This is a genomic window from Pseudomonas sp. WOUb67 (genome assembly GCF_050058005.1).
In the GTDB taxonomy this organism is placed as follows: Bacteria; Pseudomonadota; Gammaproteobacteria; order Pseudomonadales; family Pseudomonadaceae; genus Aquipseudomonas; species Aquipseudomonas putida_R.
Genome location: NZ_CP170112.1, coordinates 2739929 through 2757818, shown reverse-complemented (window position 1 = coordinate 2757818; position 17890 = coordinate 2739929). Strand labels below are relative to the sequence as shown.

At 63.5% G+C, this 17890-nt stretch carries 14 protein-coding genes; 9 read left to right on the top strand and 5 right to left on the bottom strand.

Going from position 1 to position 17890, the window contains the following annotated elements; translation table 11 throughout:
* Positions 1–58 precede the first annotated feature (58 nt).
* Positions 59–2131, top strand: coding sequence for a TonB-dependent receptor family protein (locus ABOC32_RS12320; protein WP_426811203.1), 2073 nt, complete (start codon positions 59–61; stop codon positions 2129–2131).
* Positions 2132–2273: 142 nt separating this feature from the next.
* Here the strand turns inward: ABOC32_RS12320 and chrR are convergent, their stop codons facing one another.
* Positions 2274–2834 (bottom strand): class I chromate reductase ChrR, encoded by a 561-nt coding sequence (chrR, locus tag ABOC32_RS12315; protein WP_426811202.1) that lies wholly within the window; start codon positions 2832–2834, stop codon positions 2274–2276.
* Between the two features lie 157 nt (positions 2835–2991).
* Here chrR and ABOC32_RS12310 point away from each other — a divergent pair, with 157 nt between their 5' ends.
* A complete protein-coding gene (locus tag ABOC32_RS12310) occupies positions 2992–3210 on the top strand; it encodes a hypothetical protein (RefSeq protein WP_016488235.1) in 219 nt (72 codons plus the stop codon).
* Here the strand turns inward: ABOC32_RS12310 and ABOC32_RS12305 are convergent.
* The 4 genes from ABOC32_RS12305 to ABOC32_RS12290 form a co-directional block, all read right to left on the bottom strand.
* Positions 3194–5443: an Orn/Lys/Arg decarboxylase N-terminal domain-containing protein gene (locus ABOC32_RS12305; protein ID WP_426811201.1), complete on the bottom strand. Its 2250-nt coding sequence runs from the start codon at positions 5441–5443 to the stop codon at positions 3194–3196. The two genes, ABOC32_RS12310 and ABOC32_RS12305, sit on opposite strands and share 17 nt — an antisense overlap.
* Before the next feature lie 266 nt (positions 5444–5709).
* Positions 5710–6468 carry a DNA polymerase III subunit epsilon gene (gene dnaQ / locus ABOC32_RS12300; RefSeq protein ID WP_426811200.1) on the bottom strand — a complete coding sequence of 253 codons (759 nt, stop codon included), beginning with the start codon at positions 6466–6468 and terminating at the stop codon, positions 5710–5712.
* A 51-nt stretch (positions 6469–6519) separates the two neighbouring features.
* Positions 6520–6966: a ribonuclease HI gene (gene rnhA / locus ABOC32_RS12295; RefSeq protein WP_426811199.1), complete on the bottom strand. Its 447-nt coding sequence runs from the start codon at positions 6964–6966 to the stop codon at positions 6520–6522.
* A gap of 15 nt (positions 6967–6981) precedes the next feature.
* Positions 6982–7755, bottom strand: a complete 774-nt coding sequence (locus ABOC32_RS12290) for a class I SAM-dependent methyltransferase (RefSeq protein ID WP_086978420.1) — start codon at positions 7753–7755, stop codon at positions 6982–6984.
* An 85-nt stretch (positions 7756–7840) separates the two neighbouring features.
* Here ABOC32_RS12290 and gloB point away from each other — a divergent pair, with 85 nt between their 5' ends.
* From gloB to ABOC32_RS12255, 7 genes are all read left to right on the top strand, one after another.
* Positions 7841–8620, top strand: a complete 780-nt coding sequence (gene gloB / locus ABOC32_RS12285; protein ID WP_426811198.1) for a hydroxyacylglutathione hydrolase — start codon at positions 7841–7843, stop codon at positions 8618–8620.
* Between the two features lie 100 nt (positions 8621–8720).
* The gene (locus tag ABOC32_RS12280; protein WP_426811197.1) at positions 8721–10151 is read left to right on the top strand and encodes a transglycosylase SLT domain-containing protein; all 1431 of its coding nucleotides are present in this window, start codon (positions 8721–8723) and stop codon (positions 10149–10151) included.
* Between the two features lie 219 nt (positions 10152–10370).
* Entirely contained in the window at positions 10371–12200 is a 1830-nt protein-coding gene (locus ABOC32_RS12275) for an extracellular solute-binding protein (protein WP_426811196.1), read from the top strand.
* Positions 12197–14032 carry an extracellular solute-binding protein gene (locus tag ABOC32_RS12270; protein ID WP_426811195.1) on the top strand — a complete coding sequence of 612 codons (1836 nt, stop codon included), beginning with the start codon at positions 12197–12199 and terminating at the stop codon, positions 14030–14032. The genes ABOC32_RS12275 and ABOC32_RS12270 overlap by 4 nt, the downstream gene beginning before the upstream one ends.
* Before the next feature lies 1 nt (position 14033).
* Positions 14034–15107 (top strand): microcin C ABC transporter permease YejB, encoded by a 1074-nt coding sequence (locus tag ABOC32_RS12265; RefSeq protein WP_426811194.1) that lies wholly within the window; start codon positions 14034–14036, stop codon positions 15105–15107.
* A 1-nt stretch (position 15108) separates the two neighbouring features.
* Complete coding sequence (locus ABOC32_RS12260; RefSeq protein WP_426811193.1) at positions 15109–16128, top strand: ABC transporter permease; 1020 nt, start codon at positions 15109–15111, stop codon at positions 16126–16128.
* 1 nt (position 16129) lies between these two features.
* Positions 16130–17737, top strand: a complete 1608-nt coding sequence (locus ABOC32_RS12255; protein WP_426811192.1) for an ABC transporter ATP-binding protein — start codon at positions 16130–16132, stop codon at positions 17735–17737.
* Positions 17738–17890: the final 153 nt, after the last annotated feature.

The window sequence follows — 17890 nt, the reverse complement described above, 5'->3', positions numbered from 1 at the left end:
GCGGCATTTCGCTCGTCTCAACGCCGTTGTCCATTCGTCTTTCGCCTGGAGTCGTACAATGCGTTCCGTTTTTTCCCCATCGTCCTGCCTTGGCCTACTGGCTGCCTTTGCTGCCGCCCAGCCCGCCCTGGCAGCATCCTCGGTCGAATTGGGCCAGGTGCTGATCACCGATGAGGAGCAGAACGACCTGACAGCGGCCAACGAACGCCTGCGCGAGGTGCCAGGCGCCAGCAACCTGGTGGACATGCAACGCGTGGGGCAAGGCCGAGTGGCCAGCAACCAGGACGTGCTGGCCTACCAGCCCGGCGTATTCGCCCAATCGGCGGGCAACGACGGCATCAAGCTGTCGATCCGCGGCTCGGGCATCAACCGCGCACCGGGTGCCCACGGCTCCGGGGTGTACACGATGTTCGACGGCCTGCCGCTGACTGGCCCGGGCGGTACACCCTACGAGCTGTTCGAGCCGCTGTGGCTGAGCCGTGCCGAAGTGCTGCGCGGCGCCAATGGGTTCGACCAGGGCGCCCTGGCGCTGGGCGGCGCGATCAACTACGTCACCCACACCGGCTACGACGCTGCGCCGCTGCAGGTGCGCTACGAGGTGGGCAGCCGCGGTTATCAGCACCGGCACATCAGCTCGGGGCAAGTGCTGGGCAACCTCGACTACTACGTGGCCCTGACCGATTCGGAATATGACGGCTATCAGGCGCACAGCAGCGGCAGCGCCAAGGGCATTGCCGCCAACCTCGGCTACCGCTTCAACCCGAACCTGGAAACCCGCTTCTACCTGCGCTACCGGGAGACCGAAAACGAACTGGCCGGGCGCCTGACCAAAGACCAGATCAAGCACCATCCGCGCGCGGCCAACCCGGCCTATCTCGCACGCGACGACAGCCGCCCACAGCCAGGCAGTACCTGGGTGGGCAACAAGACCACTTTCTATCTCGAAGACGATGCGCGCCTGGAAGCCGGCCTGGTCTACCACGACTACCCGATGGACCTGCGTGAAGGCCCCATGCGCCTGAAGGTCGCCTATACCGATGTCAGCGGCACGCTGAACTATTTCCGCCGCGACACGCTGCTGGGTCACGAAAGCAAGACCACCATCGGCTGGCGTACCACCAAGCACCTGCCCAACAGCGGCGCGTCACAATTTACCCGCAATGGCGATGTATTCGGCGCGCGTACCCGTGACTTCAGCTACCAGGGCTCGGACACCGTGCTGCATGTCGGCAACGACCTGGAACTGGTCCCCGACCTGTGGCTGACCACGGGCCTGGCGATGATCTACACCCGCCGCGAAAGTGACGTGACCTACCCGGCCGAAGGCGGCAAGGTGAGCATGCATGACTGGGACTACGCACCGCGCCTGGGGCTGCGCTACGACATCCGCCCGGACCTGCAGGTGTACGGCAACCTCAGCCGCTCGGTAGAACCGCCCCACCCGTGGTCGCTGATCTGGAGCGCGCCCAGCACCGGCGGCAAGCAGATCCAGCCGATCGAGATGCAGAACCAGACTGCCACTACCCTGGAGCTGGGCGCGCGTGGCGACTCGGCGCTCGGCCGCTGGGACCTTGCCTGGTACTACTCGCAAGTGCGCCACGAACTGCTGGCCGTGGAAGTGGTGCCGAACTTCACCTCCGAATTCAACGCCAGCGCGACCGTGCACCAGGGCGTTGAGGCTGGCCTGGACAGCACCCTGTGGGAACGGGCCGGCACCGGCAAGCTGAGCCTGCGACAGGCGTACACCTTCAGTGACTTCCACTACCGTGATGACGACACGTTCGGCGACAACCGCCTGCCCGGCATCCCCATGCACTACTACCAGGCCGAACTGCGCTATGACTGGCCGAGCGGCTTCTACGCCGGGGTCAACACGCAGATGGCGTCGAAGGTGCAGGTGGACTATGCCAACAGCTACCACGCCGACGAATATGCCTTGCTCGGCGCGCGCCTGGGCTGGGATTCACCGAAACAGGACTGGCAGACCTGGCTGGACCTGCGCAACCTGACCAACAAGCGCTATGCGGCGACGGTGACGCCGGCCTACAACGACGCCGGCAAGGACATCGCCCGCTCGACGCCGGGCGAAGGGTTTGGCGTGTACGCAGGGGTTTCCTACAGCTTCCGCTAGAACATGCAGCGCACTGGTTCTGTAGGAGCAGCCTTGTGCTGCGAAGAGGCCGGTACAGACCATACTGATGTGTGATCTATACCGGCCTCTTCGCAGCACAAGGCTGCTCCTACAAAGACCGCGTTCATCCAACAATTGCGGATCAAACCGCCCTGTTCAGCTTCACCCACGACGCAAACTTGTCGACAAATGCCTGCAAAAACGGCCGGGTCTTGTCGTTAAGCTTGCCCGAATCCTCGAACAGGCTCGCAGCACCGCCAATGTAGGCCTCGGGCATCTGCATGCACGGCATGTCCAGAAACACCAGCGACTGGCGTACCGCATGGTTGGCGCCAAAGCCGCCAATGGCCCCGGGCGATACACTGACCACCGCCGTAGGCTTGCCACTCCAGGCACTTTGCCCGTAGGGCCGCGAGCCCACATCGATGGCATTTTTCAGGCAGCCCGGCACCGATCGGTTGTATTCTGGCGTGACGAACAGCACCGCGTCACTGCCGCGGATCTCCTCGCGAAAGCGCTTCCACGCCGCCGGCGGCGCTTCGGCCTCGACGTCCTCGTTGTACAACGGCAAATCGCCGATTTCGACGATTTTCAGGGCAAGGCTGGACGGTGCCAGCTCCGAAAGTGCGCGGGCGACCTTGCGGTTGTACGACTCCTTGCGCAAGCTACCCACGACAACCGCTACCGAATACACCTGGCTCATGGCAATTTCCAACCTTTGCTGGGTAAAGGGACGTTGTAGTTATAGATGACCGTTCCTCGGCACTTTGGTTTTTTTTGTGCAGGATGAAAACTTCCGAGCCCGTTCCACGGTCTATGCCTTCAGACATTTTCTACGTAATTCAGAGGTTTCCACCCAAATGGCAGCAGTAATGGTCGGCCAATTCCACGCCCGTGACGCCGAAGGCCGTATCTACCCCGTGCACGAGTTCCAGGAATCCACCCTGCAGCTCGACGGCAGCACGCTGGGCGCCCCCATCACCACCTACCGCCTGGCCATCGGCGACAAGGTCAACCACCTCGGTGAAAACCGCTTCGAACTGGCGCGCAGCGGCGTCGAGATCATTCGCATTCCGTGATGCAGTCCACGGTGTAACGGCCGTTCTCGTTCTGCAGGCCATGCACATCGGCGACAAAACCCGGGAAGCCTTGGTTGAATGCCCGGGCAAAGGCCAGGTAGTCGAGTATCGAGCGGGTCGCCTCGGTGAACCGCTCGCCCGGCATGATCAAGGGAATACCAGGCGGATACGGCACCAGCATCACCGCTGCCACTCGCCCCAGCAGCGCCTCGATCGGCACCGCCTCCACTTCGCCACGCACCATCTGGTCATAGGCCCGGGCCGGGCTCACGGCCACCTCCGGCAAGCGCGTGAACAGCCGCTTCAGTTGCTTGGCCGTGGCATTGGCGCGGTAGCAGTCATGCAACTGGTCACACAGGTCGCGCAAGCCCATCCTCTGATAGCGTGCGGCATCAGCTGCCACCACACTCGGCAGGCAGTTGCTCAGGGCTGTATTGCCATCATAGTGGCGCTTGAACTCCAGCAACTCCGTAAGCAACGTGCTCCACTTGCCTTTGGTGATACCCATGGAGAACAGCACCAGGAAGCTGTACAGGCCGGTTTTCTCCACCACCAGCCCCCGCTCCCAGAGAAACTTGCTGACCACCGCCGCCGGGATGCCATGCTCGCCCAGCACACCGCCCGTGCTCAGGCCCGGCATCACCAAGGTCACCTTGAGCGGGTCGAGCAGCACATAGTCGTCCACCACCTCGCCAAAGCCATGCCACTCCGCCCCCGGTTGCAGCAACCAGTCCTGCGCGGCCAGGCGCTGGGTACCTTCGGTGCTCGGCGGCTGCCAGATACTGAACCACCAGTCATCCGCCGCAATGTGCTCGCGCAGGTTGGCCAGCGCACGACGAAAACTCAGCGCCTCGTCGAACATCTCTTGCAGCAGTGAATGCCCGGCCGGCCCTTCCATCATGGTCGAGGCCACGTCCAGCGAGGCGAGGATGCTGTACTGTGGCGAGGTCGAGATATGCATCATGAACGCTTCGTTGAAGCGGTCCCGGTCCAGTTGGCGCCTGGCCCCGTCCTGCACATGGATCATCGAGGCCTGGCTGAACGCGGCCAGCAGTTTGTGGGTGGAATGGGTGCTGAACACCAGCGGGCTGTCTGCCGAGCAGGCGGTGCCCATGGCATAGCGCCCGGTGAAGAAGTCATGAAACGCCGCATAGGCAAACCAGGCCTCGTCGAAATGCAGCACCTCGACACTGGCGCCCAGGCTCTGCCTGATCATCCCGGCGTGGTAGCACAGGCCGTCATAGGTGGAATTGGTCACTACTGCCAGCTTGATACGCTGCCCACGATCACGGGCAAGGGGGTTGGCCTGGATCTTCGCCGCGATGGCCTCGGGGCTGAATTCGCTGAGCGGGATCGGGCCGATGATGCCCAGTTCGTTGCGCTCCGGGCACAGGTACAGCGGAATGGCGCCGGTCATGATGATCGCGTGCACCACCGACTTGTGGCAGTTGCGGTCCACCAGCACCAGGTCGTCGCGCCCGACCATGGCGTGCCAGACGATCTTGTTGGCGGTGGAAGTACCGTTGATGACGAAGAAGGTGTGGTCGGCGCCGAAGTTGCGCGCCGCCCTGGCTTCGGCTTCGGCCAGCGGCCCGGTGTGGTCGAGCAGCGAGCCAAGTTCCGGCACGGAAACGGACAGGTCCGAGCGCAGGGTATTTTCCCCGAAGAACTGGTGAAAAGCCTGGCCCACCGGGCTTTTATGGTAGGCCACGCCGCCGCCATGGCCCGGGGTGTGCCAGGAATAGTTGGACTGCGCAGTGTGCTGCACCAGGGCCTTGAAGAAGGGCGGCAGCAGGCCGTCAAGGTAGGTGTGTGCGGCACGCGCCACCTGGCGGGCGAGAAACGGCACGGTGTCTTCGAACAGGTAAAGAATGCCGCGCAGCTGGTTGAGCTCGCTCATGGCCTCGGCCGGGGCGTTTTCCAGGGTTACCTGTTCACCCAGGGCGAAAATCGGCAGGTTGGGTGCGCGCAGCCGGGCCAGGCGGATCAGCTCGGCCATGTTCTGCAGCAGGTGGGTGTTCTCGCCAACGCCTTCGGCAGCGATCAGCATGCAGGCCAGGCCGTGGTGGGTGGCGGCAACCAGGCGGGCTTCGGCATGGTCGGCGGCGGCGAGAATGGCGAAGCCATCCTGGCGCAGTTCCTCGGCGATGCCCCTCACGCGCTCGCCGGCAACGCTGTCGGCCTTGATGGCGCGGTGGACGATGAGGATCGGGAACTTGAGGTCCTTGTACATCAGGCAACTACCTCCGAAGGACATGGCGTCCATTTCAGGGTAGTTGAACCTGTGTTTTCAGGGCCGGCCTCGCCTTCAAGACATGCGCAGGACCTGTAGGAGCAGCCTTGTGCTGCGAAGAGGCCATTTCTGCCGAAGAAGATCTGTTGCCCTACCGACCTCTTCGCAGCACAAGGCTGCTCCTACAGGTACATCACCGGCTTCGAAACTTGTGATGAACCTGTGGGAGCGGGTTCACCCGCGAAAGGGCCGGTACAGGCATATAATCAGCCAGCAGGTGTCTCGGTAAGGGCCTGCCACATGGATGGCCCGCCCGCCGACTTGGCAACGGCGGCCAGACGCTCGGCATGCGCCTCCAGTTCCTCGGCATTAGCCATGATCACCCGACCAGGCGCCCGCCCGGTAATCCGGCGGATCTCGCTGCCACCACTGCCCTGCCCATCATTATCGGCATCTGCGCCATGCCCGGCCAGCGACAGGCTGGTCTGGCCACCGGTCATCGCCAGGTAGACGTCTGCCAACAGTTCCGAGTCGAGCAATGCGCCGTGCAGCTCACGGCCCGAGTTGTCGATGTCGTAGCGTTTGCACAGCGCATCGAGGCTGTTGCGCTGCCCCGGGTGACGCGAGCGCGCCAGCAGCAGGGTGTCGAGGATGGTGCAGTGCTGCGCGAGATCCGCGCGGCCCTTTTGGCCCAGCAAGGCGAATTCGTTGTTGATGAAGCCAACGTCGAACGCCGCGTTGTGGATGACCAGCGTGGCGCCCTGGATGAATTCGAAGAATTCCTCGGCTACATCGCCAAAGCGCGGCTTGCCGACCAGGAAGGTATCGGTGATGCCGTGGACGTTGATAGCGCCCTCGTCACTCTCGCGGTCCGGCTGCAGGTAGACGTGGAAGTGCCGCCCGGTCAGGCGCCGGCCGATCACCTCGACACAGCCGATCTCGATGATCCGGTGGCCTTCGCTGACCGGCATGCCCGTGGTTTCGGTATCGAGAATGACGAACCGTTTATCTTGCTGCTGCTCCACGCGGGGCGCTCCAACTTGCATCAGTTACAAAGGCCGCGATTGTACCCCAGCTCAACGCTGGGCGCGCACCTCATCGACCCCGCGGTTGGCCAGCTGGTCGGCACGTTCGTTGCCAGGGTGGCCGATATGGCCGCGCACCCACTTCCAGCTCACCTTGTGGCGGTTGACCTGCTCATCGAGCTGCTGCCACAGGTCGGCGTTCTTCACCGGCTCCTTGGCCGCGGTCTTCCAGCCGCGCTTCTTCCAGTTGACCATCCACTCGTTGATGCCCTTCATCACATACTGCGAGTCGGTGGTCAGCACCACTTCGCATTCGCGCTTCAGCGACATCAGGCCCTGGATGGCCGCCATCAGCTCCATGCGATTGTTGGTGGTTTCACTTTCGCCGCCCCACAGTTCCTTCTCGACGCCCTTATAGATCATCAGGACCCCCCAGCCACCTGGGCCAGGATTGCCTTTGCAGGCACCATCGGTAAACATTTCGACGCTATCGCTCATGTACCACTCTTGAATTCAGTGCTTGTCAGTTTCAGGGTTGGCCGCCGTGCGGTTCACCTTGGCCAGCGGCAGCGGCAGCAACTTGCCCATCGGCTCGCGGCGTTCCTGGCGCAACGGCCGCAGGCCCACCACCATCTTGCGCGCCACCAGCAGGTACACCCCGCCACCGGAGCTCTGCCAGCCGCCGGCCATCCGCTCCCAGCCCGCCAGGCGCTGCTGCCAGGCCGGTGAAGCAAGCGGCGGACGATAGCACCCGAAGCGGCGTTTCTCCAGCGCGAAGCCCAGCAGGTTGAGCCAGTCGCCTACCCGCGACGGCGAGATGCAACGCGCCTTGCGCAAGGCCCCATGGCTAAAGAAATGGCGCATGCCCCAACTGCTCCACGGGTTGATCCCGACGATCAGCAGGTGCCCGCCCGGGCGCACGGCGCTGGCGGCCTCGCGCAGCAGGCCATGGGGCGACAGGCTGAAATCCAGGCCATGCTGCAGCACCACCACGTCGGCGGCGTGCTCGCTCAGCGGCCAGGCCTGCTCTTCACAGGCAATTTCCACCCCCGGCAGCGGCGCCCCAAGGCGCACGTTGCGCTGCACCTGGGGGGCACTGGGCGGCGGCTCCGCGCAGGGGCCGTAGTGCACAAGGTAGCCCCCGAAGAAGCGGCCGAGCTCTTCTTCCAGCAGCTTTTCCTCTTCCTTGAGCATCAGTTGGCCGATCGGGCCATTGAACCACTCACGGGCCAGGCTGATCAGCTTGACCCAGTCCGGGTCAGCCTGGGCAAAAGCTTGGTCGGTCATTGCGCTCTCCCTCGAAGGTTCTCCCACCGCGCCATCGCGGCTAAGATGCCTTCATGTGCCACGCTAGGCGAATCGGATCCGCACCATGATACAGATCGATGCTCTCCCCGCTTTCTCCGACAACTACATCTGGTTGTTACAGGATACTGCCAAACGCCGCTGCGCGGTGGTCGACCCGGGTGATGCCGGCCCGGTGGAACGCTGGTTGGCGGCCAACCCCGAGTGGGTGCTCAGCGACATCCTGATCACCCACCACCATAACGACCATGTCGGCGGTGTGGAACGGCTCAGGCAACTGACCGGCGCACGGGTCTGCGGCCCGGCCCACGAGCAAATTCCCTGCCGCGACCTGGCGCTGGACGAAGGCGACCACGTGACGGTGCTGGGTGTGACGTTCCAGGTGTTGGCGGTGCCTGGCCACACCCTGGGGCATATCGCGTTCTTCAGTGACCAACCGGCAACGCCAGTATTGTTCAGTGGCGACACCCTGTTTGCCGCCGGCTGCGGGCGCATGTTCGAGGGTACACCCGAACAGATGCAGCCGGCCCTCGCCCGCCTGGCGGCGCTGCCGGCCCACACCGAAGTGTACTGTGCCCACGAATACACCCTCAGCAACCTGCGCTTTGCCAAGGCGGTGGAACCCACCAACCAGCACGTTCTGAAGCGGTTCGAGGACGTTACCCGTTTACGCGCCGACAATCGCATCACCTTGCCATCAACGATTGGCCTGGAACGCCTGACCAACCCCTTCCTGCGTACCTCTGAAACATTAGTTAAACAAAAAGCAGACGAATGGAAGGGACATCCAAACGACTCGCAGGTCACTGTTTTTGCTGCCTTGAGGTCTTGGAAGGACACCTTCTGATAACCTCAAGATATATCGCAATCGATGGTCAAAGGTTGACCAGGCCCGGAGCGGTTTCTAGAATCGCCGAAATTTTTCGCCCGGATACCCGTCTCAGCCGATGTCTTCCCGTAGCCGCAGAACCTCTCATTCCGTCGCCCTGACGCGCCTGGCCCAAATCAGTGCGCTGGCTCTGGCCGCCACCCTGGTGGGCTGCCAGAGCACCCGTCAGGTTGACGAATCCGATAGCGTTCGCGCGCACAACTACCAGGCGCGGATCAAGCACAAGCCTGCGCCATTGCTGATCAAGCCGGCCGAGCAGGCGCCGCAGGATGTCTGGGAGCGCATGCGCCAGGGCTTTGCCCTGCAGGACAGTATCGACGTCAATCCGCGCATCGAGCAGCAGCGCCTGTGGTTCGCCAGCAACCCGACGTTCATCGAAAGCGCCGGCGAGCGCGGCAGCCTCTACCTGCACTACATCGTCGAGCGTCTTGAAGAGCGCGACATGCCGCTGGAGCTGGCGCTGCTGCCCGCCATCGAAAGTGCCTACAACCCGATGGCCTATTCACGCGCCAGCGCAGCCGGCATGTGGCAGTTCATGCCAGCGACAGGCCGCCACTTCAACCTGCGCCAGACCAACTTCTACGATGGCCGTCGCGATATCACCGCCTCGACCAACGCCGCACTGGACTACCTGACCCGCCTGCACGACATGTTCAACGGCGACTGGCTGCTGGCCCTGGCTGCCTACAACGCCGGCGAAGGCACGGTCAGCCGCGCCATGGAGCGCAACGAACGGCTCGGCCTGCCAACCGACTACTGGAACCTGCCGCTGCCACAGGAAACCCGCGACTATGTGCCCAAGCTGCTGGCCCTGTCGCAGGTGGTGCTCACGCCTGAAGCCTATGGCGTGAACCTGAACCCGATTGCCAACGAGCCCTACTTCGAAGCGGTCGCCATCAATGATCGCCTGGACCTGTCGCGTGTGGCGGCCTTCGCCAACATTGACGAAGACGAGCTGATCCAGCTCAACCCGGCCTTCAAGAAGCGCATGACCGTGGACGGCCCGCAGCAACTGCTGGTACCGACCGCCAAGGCACAGCTGCTGAGCGACAGCCTGTCCAACCTCAAGCCCGAGCAACTGATCAGCCTGCAACCGAACAAGGCCGTGTTCGCCCGCGCCGTGGCCGAAGCCAAGGCACCGGTGGCCGCGCGCAGCTACCGGGTCAAGCGTGGCGACAACCTGGGCGCCATCGCCAAGGCCAACCGCGTTTCGGTCAATGACATCAAGCGCTGGAACCGCCTGTCCGGCAACAGCCTGCGGGCCGGCCAGGTGCTGGCCCTGCGCGGTGGCAACGGGCCGAGCGCCGCCGGCAACCGGGTAGCGGCATCCGGCAAGCGCTCCACCCAGTACAAGGTGCGCAAGGGCGACTCGCTGTACCTGGTGGCCAAGCGCTTCAACGTGGAAATGCAGCACCTCAAGCGCTGGAACCCACGCAGCGGCCACGCCCTCAAGCCAGGCCAGACCCTGACCGTCTACCTCTCGCATTGATAAAAAGGCAAGGGCCGCTCCGCGCCCCATCGCCGGCAAGCCAGCTCCCACAGGTACTGCATATGGCTTGAAGTCGGTGCGATCGGGGTGGGAGCTGGCTTGCCGGCGATGGGCTGCAAAGCAGCCCCTTGCAATCCTCTGGGCCGCACTCTTTTTCCAACCCCACCAAGCTGTTACTGTACCCGATCAAAGCCCAACGCCTCTGGATCGGATGCCGACTTGATACGTCCCCTCCTGCTGTCACTCAGCCTGGCCTTGAGCTTCCCCGTAGCCGCGATGGTGAGCGAAAGCCACGGATACGCGCAGTTCGGCACGCTCAAGTACCCAGCCACATTCACCCATTTCGACTGGGTCAACCCGCAAGCGCCCAAGGGCGGCACCTTGCGAGCCATGGCTTTTGGCACCTTCGACACCCTCAACCCCTACACCTTCAAGGGGTCGAGCCCGATCACCACGCCCAATTTCCAGCAATACGGCATCAGCGAGCTGAACGAGCCGCTAATGGTCGGCACTGGCCAGTACGACCCGTCTGGTGACGAGCCAACCTCCAGTTACGGCCTGATCGCCCGCTCGGTGGAATACAGCGAGGACCGCAGCTGGGTCGTGTTCAACCTGCGCCCGGAAGCCCGCTGGCATGACGGCCAGCCGATCACCTCGGCTGACGTGGCCTTTTCCTACCGCACGCTGCTCAAGGACGGCCACCCGATCTACCGCACCAACCTGCAGGAAGTGCAGCGGGTAGACATCCTCGGCCCGCTGCGCATCCGCTTCGTGTTCAAACGCGCCGGCAACCCGCTGCTGATCCTGCGCCTGGGCGAGATGCCGGTGCTGCCCAAGCACTACTGGCAAAAGCGCGACTTCAAGGCCACCACTTTCGAGCCGCCCTTGGGCAGCGGCCCCTACCGCATCACCCAGGTACAACCCGGGCGCAGGCTGGTGTTCGAACGTGTGAAGAACTACTGGGGCAAGGACCTGGCGGTCAACCGTGGCAAATACAACTTCAAGCGCGTGGAATACGAGTTCTACCGCGACGCCACAGTGGCCTTCGAAGCGTTCAAGGCTGGCGAATTCGACATCTACATCGAGCACCAGGCGAAGAACTGGGCCAACGGCTACAACTTCCCGGCCGTGCGCCGTGGCGAAGTGATCAAGGCGCAGATCCCGCACCAGATCCCCACGCAAACCCAGGGCCTGTTCATGAACAGCCGTCGGGCCACCTTCAGCGACCCACGGGTACGCCAGGCGCTGGGGCTGATGCTCGACTTCGAGTGGACCAACCGCGCCCTGTTCAGCAGCGCCTACCGCCGCTCGACCAGCTACTACCCCAACAGCGAGTTCGCCGCCAGCGGCCTGCCCACTGGCAAGGAGTGGCTGCTGCTGGCGCCGTTCCGCGATCAGTTGCCGGCCAAGCTGTTCAGCGAACCCTACAAGGTCAGCCAGACCGACGGCCGCGGCATCAGCCGCCAGACCCTGCGCCAGGCGTTGGGCCTGCTTGCCGAGGCCGGCTGGAAGCTCAACGGCCAGCGCCTGGTCGACAGCAACGGCCAACAGCTGCGCATGGAACTGCTGCTGGTAAACCCCAACCTTGAACGCATCCTGCAACCTTATGTCGAAAATCTGTCCAGCATCGGCATCGATGCGCGCTTGCGCACCGTGGACCGTGCCCAGTACAAACAACGCCTGGACCAGTTCGATTTCGACATGATTCTGATGACCCTGAACCAGACCTTGAGCCCCGGCCTTGAACAGTGGCTGTACTTCCATTCCAGCCAGGCCGCCACCAAGGGCAGCAAGAACTATGCTGGGGTCAGGGACCCGGTGGTCGACCACCTGCTCGACACCCTGCTGGCCGCACGCACCCGCGACGACCAGGTCGCCGCCGCCCGCGCCCTGGACCGCGTGCTCTCATGGCAGTACTACATGATCCCCAACTGGTACCTCGACAATCATCGCCTGGCCTACCGCAACCGGTTCGCCTTCGTCACCACACCGCCCTATACCCTTGGGCTGAACAGCTGGTGGATCAAGACTTCGGAGAAAGCCCAATGACGCCAACGCACCGTCTGCGCCGGCTGGCTGGCAGCCTGTTGCTCGCCTGCCTGAGCCTTCCCACCCTGGCCGCACCGCAACACGCGCTCACCCTGTACGACGAGCCACCGAAATACCCTGCCGACTTCAAGCACTTCGACTACGTCAACCCCGACGCGCCCAAGGGCGGCACCTTCCGCCAGTCCAGCTTCGGCGGCTTCGACAGCCTCAACCCGTTCATCAACAAAGGCGTGTCGGCCGAAAACATCGGCAGCATCTACGACACCCTGATGCGCCAGAGCCAGGACGAGCCGTTCACCGAATACGGCCTGGTGGCCGGCAAGATCGAGAAAGCCCCGGACAACAGCTGGGTGCGCTTCTACCTGCGCCCCGAAGCCCGCTTCCACGACGGCCACCCGATGCGTGCCGACGACGTGGTGTTCACCTTCAATGCCCTGATCAAGGACGGTGCGCCGCTGTACCGCCAGTACTACGCCGACGTCGCCGAAGTGGTCGCCGAAGACCCGCTCAAGGTGCTGTTCAGGTTCAAGCACAAGGGCAACCGCGAGCTGCCGCTGATTCTCGGCCAGCTGCCAGTGCTGCCCAAGCACTGGTACGAAAAACGCGACTTCAACCGCGGCAACCTGGAAATCCCCCTGGGCAGCGGCCCGTACAAGGTAGCCGAGGTCAAGGCCGGGCGCTCGGTGCGTTACGAGCGGGTCAAGGACTACTGGGCCAAGGACTTGCCGATCAATCGCGGGTTCTACAACTTCGATGCGATGACCTTCGACTCGTACCGGGACACCACTGTTGCCCTGGAGGCACTCAAGGCCGGGGCGTTCGACTATGCGCTGGAAGTCAGCGCGAAGAACTGGGCCACCGCCTACAACGTGCCCGCCGTGCGCGACGGCCGCCTGATCAAGGAAGAGTTGCCCAACGGCAACCCCACCGGCATGCAGGGTTTCATCTTCAACATCCGCCGCCCGGTGTTCCAGGACGTGCGTGTGCGCCAGGCGCTGAGCCTGCTGCTGGACTACGAGTGGACCAACAAGCAGCTGTTCAACGGTGCCTACACCCGCACCGGCAGCTACTTCGACAACTCGGAAATGGCCGCTTACGGCCTGCCCAGCCCCAACGAGCTGAAAATCCTCGAGCCGCTGCGCGGCAAAGTCCCTGACCAGGTATTCTCCGAGGCCTTCAAGAACCCGGTCAGCGACGGCAGCGGCATGATCCGCGAGCAGCAGCGCCAGGCCTACAAGCTGCTGCAGGAAGCCGGCTGGAAAATCGTCGACGACAAGATGGTCGACGGCCAAGGCAAGCCGGTGACCATCGAGTTCCTGCTGGCACAGACCGAGTTCGAACGCATCCTGCTGCCGTTCAAGCGCAACCTCGCCGACCTCGGCATCGACCTGAGCATCCGCCGGGTCGACGTTTCGCAGTACATCACCCGCTTGCGTTCACGCGACTACGACATGATCGTCGGCGGCTACCCGCAGTCCAACTCGCCGGGCAACGAGCAGCGCGAATTCTGGTCCAGTGCCGCCGCCGACAACCCCGGCAGCCGCAATTTCATCGGCCTGCGCGACCCGGCCATCGACCAACTGGTGGAACAACTGATCAACGCCGACTCCCGCCAGAGCCTGGTCGACTACTGCCGCGCCCTCGACCGCGTGTTGCTGTGGGGCTACTACGTGATCCCCAACTGGCACATCAAGACCTGGCGCGTGGCCTACTGGAACCACATCGGCCACCCGGAAGTGTCGCCCAAGTACGACATCGGCATCGACACCTGGTGGATCAAGCCCGGGGTAACCCCGGCGGTCAACGAAGCCCCTGCGGACGAGGCCAACTAAGATGCTGGCCTATATCCTGCGCCGCCTGCTGCTGATCATCCCGACCCTGCTCGGCATCCTGGTCATCAACTTCATCATCGTCCAGGCCGCCCCCGGTGGCCCGGTCGAGCAGATGATCGCCAAGCTCGAAGGCTTCGAAGGCGCCACCAGCCGTATTGCCGGTGGCGGTGCCGAGGTTTCCGTGGCTGGCTCCAACTACCGCGGCGCCCAGGGTCTGGACCCGGCGCTGATTGCCGAAATCGAGCGCATGTATGGCTTCGACAAGTCGCCGCCCGAGCGCCTGTGGCTGATGATCAAGAACTACGCCCAACTGGACTTCGGCGACAGCTTCTTCCGCGACGCCAAGGTCATCGACCTGATCGTCGAGAAGATGCCGGTGTCGATCTCGCTGGGGCTGTGGAGCACGCTGATCATGTACCTGGTGTCGATCCCGCTGGGGATCGCCAAAGCCGTGCGCCACGGCAGCCACTTCGACGTGTGGACCAGCTCGGCGATCATCGTCGGCTACGCCATCCCGGCGTTCCTGTTCGCCATCCTGCTGATCGTGCTGTTCGCCGGGGGCAGTTACTTCGACTGGTTCCCGCTGCGCGGCCTTACCTCCAACAACTTCGACGAACTGAGCACCACCGGCAAGGTACTGGACTACTTCTGGCACTTGGTGCTGCCGATCACCGCGCTGGTCATCGGCAACTTTGCCACCATGACCCTGCTGACCAAGAACAGCTTCCTCGACGAAATCAACAAGCAGTATGTGGTCACTGCCAAGGCCAAGGGCCTCAGCCGGCCACGGGTGCTGTACGGCCACGTGTTCCGCAACGCCATGCTGCTGGTGATTGCAGGCTTCCCTTCGGCGTTCATTGGCATCTTCTTCACCGGTTCCTTGCTGATCGAGGTCATCTTCAGCCTCGACGGCCTGGGCCTGATGAGTTTCGAAGCGGCCATCAACCGCGACTACCCGGTGGTCTTCGGCACCCTGTTCATCTTCACCCTGCTGGGGCTGGTGGTGAAACTGATCGGCGACCTGACCTACACCCTGGTCGATCCACGCATCGACTTTGCCAGCCGGGAGCACTGACATGGCCTTGTCCCCCCTCAACCGCCGGCGCTTCGAGCGTTTCAAGGCCAACCGCCGTGGCTGGTGGTCGCTGTGGCTGTTCCTGATCCTGTTCGGCCTGAGCCTGGGCGCGGAATTGATCGCCAATGACAAGCCGGTTGCCGTGCGTTACGACGGCGAATGGTACTTCCCGGCGTTCAAGCGCTACCCGGAAACCACCTTCGGCGGCGAATTCCCGCTGGAGGCCAACTACAAGAGCCCATACATCCGCGAACTGCTGGCGAAGCAAGACAGCTTCGTGCTGTGGGCGCCAATCCCGTTCAGCTACCAGAGCATCAACTACGACCTGCGCGTCCCCGCCCCTGCTCCACCTTCGGCGGACAACTGGCTGGGCACCGACGACCAGGGCCGTGACGTGCTGGCGCGGGTGATCTACGGCTTCCGCATTTCGGTACTGTTCGCCCTTACCCTGACCGTGGCCAGCTCCATCGTCGGGGTCATCGCCGGCGCGCTGCAGGGGTTCTATGGTGGCTGGGTCGACCTGGCCGGGCAGCGCTTTCTGGAGATCTGGTCGGGCCTGCCGGTGCTGTACCTGCTGATCATCCTGGCCAGCTTCGTGCAGCCGAACTTCTGGTGGCTGCTGGGCATCATGCTGCTGTTCTCGTGGATGAGCCTGGTGGACGTGGTACGCGCCGAGTTCCTGCGCGGGCGCAACCTGGAATACGTGCGCGCCGCCCGTGCCCTGGGCATGCGCAACGGCGCGATCATGTACCGGCACATCCTGCCCAACGCCATGATCTCGACCATGACCTTCATGCCGTTCATTCTCACCGGCGCCATCGGCACCCTCACCGCCCTGGACTTCCTCGGCTTCGGCCTGCCCGCCGGTTCGCCTTCGCTGGGCGAACTGGTGGCGCAGGGCAAGTCCAACCTGCAGGCACCCTGGCTGGGCATCAGTGCCTTCGCCGTGCTGGCGCTGATGCTGAGCCTGCTGGTGTTCATCGGCGAATCCGCCCGCGATGCCTTCGACCCGAGGAAGTGACATGAGTGAACAGAACCTGATCGAAGTGCGGGACCTGGCCGTGGAGTTCGTGACCGGGGACCAGGTCAACCGGGTGGTGGACGGCATCAGCTTCGATATCCGCAAAGGCGAGACGCTGGCACTGGTGGGCGAAAGTGGCTCGGGCAAATCGGTCACCGCGCATTCGATCCTGCGCCTGCTGCCCTACCCCCTCGCCCGCCATCCCAACGGCAGCATCCGCTACGAAGGCAAGGACCTGCTGCAGCAGAACGAGAAGACCCTGCGGCGCATTCGCGGCAACCGCATTGCGATGATCTTCCAGGAGCCGATGACCTCGCTCAACCCGCTGCATTGCATCGAGAAGCAGATCAACGAAATCCTCTTGCTGCACAAAGGCCTGACCGGCAAGGAAGCGACGGCGCGCACCCTGGAGCTGCTGGAGCTGGTCGGCATCCCCGAACCGCACAAGCGCTTGAAGGCCCTGCCCCATGAGCTGTCGGGCGGGCAGCGCCAGCGGGTGATGATCGCCATGGCACTGGCCAACGAACCGGAGCTGCTGATTGCCGATGAACCGACCACGGCGCTGGACGTGACCGTGCAGCTGAAGATTCTCGACCTGCTCAAGGCGCTTCAGGCGCGTCTGGGCATGGCGCTGCTGCTGATCAGCCATGACCTGAACCTGGTGCGCCGCATCGCCCACCGGGTGTGCGTGATGCAGCGCGGGCAGATCGTCGAGCAGGCCGAATGCGCCACGTTGTTCAGCGCCCCGCAGCACCACTACACGCAGATGCTGATCAACGCCGAACCCAGCGGGCTGCCGGCGCACAACCCGGTGGGCGCCCCGTTGCTGGAAGTGGATGACCTCAAGGTGTGGTTCCCGATCAAGAAGGGCTTTCTGCGGCGCACGGTCGACCATGTGAAGGCGGTGGACGGGGTCAATTTCAGCTTGCCTCAGGGGCAGACGCTGGGGATTGTTGGCGAGTCCGGGTCGGGCAAGTCGACCCTCGGCCTGGCGATCCTGCGGTTGATTTCCAGCCAGGGCGGCATCCGCTTCCATGGGCAGGACCTGCAAGGGTTGAACCAGAAAGCCGTACGTCCGCTGCGGCGTGAGATGCAGGTGGTGTTCCAGGACCCGTTTGGCAGCCTGAGCCCGCGCATGTGCGTGGCGGACATCGTGGGTGAAGGGCTGCGCATTCACGGCATTGGCACAGCGCAGGAACAGGAAGCGGCGATCATTGCTGCGCTGGAGGAAGTGGGGCTGGACCCGCGCACGCGGCATCGCTATCCCCATGAGTTTTCCGGCGGGCAACGCCAGCGCATCGCCATTGCCCGGGCGCTGGTGCTCAAGCCGGCGCTGATCCTGCTGGATGAACCTACCTCCGCGCTGGACCGCACCGTGCAGCGGCAGGTGGTGGAATTGCTGCGTAACCTGCAGCAGAAGTACAATCTGACGTACCTGTTCATCAGCCACGACCTGGCGGTGGTCAAGGCGCTGAGCCACCAGTTGATGGTGATCAAGCATGGGCAGGTGGTGGAGCAAGGGGACGCGCAGGCGATCTTCCATGCGCCGCAGCATCCGTATACCCGCCAGCTGCTGGAGGCGGCGTTTTTGGAGGTTGAAGTTTCTTAGGGCTGCCACCAAGGCTGGATTGATGTGTTGCCTGGGCGGGCCCTTTCGCGGGTAAACCCGCTCCCACAGGATGATCGCAGGCTTCAAGCCTTGCACAGTACCTGTGGGAGCGGGTTTACCCGCGAAAGGGCCCGCCCAGGCACCCGATAAACC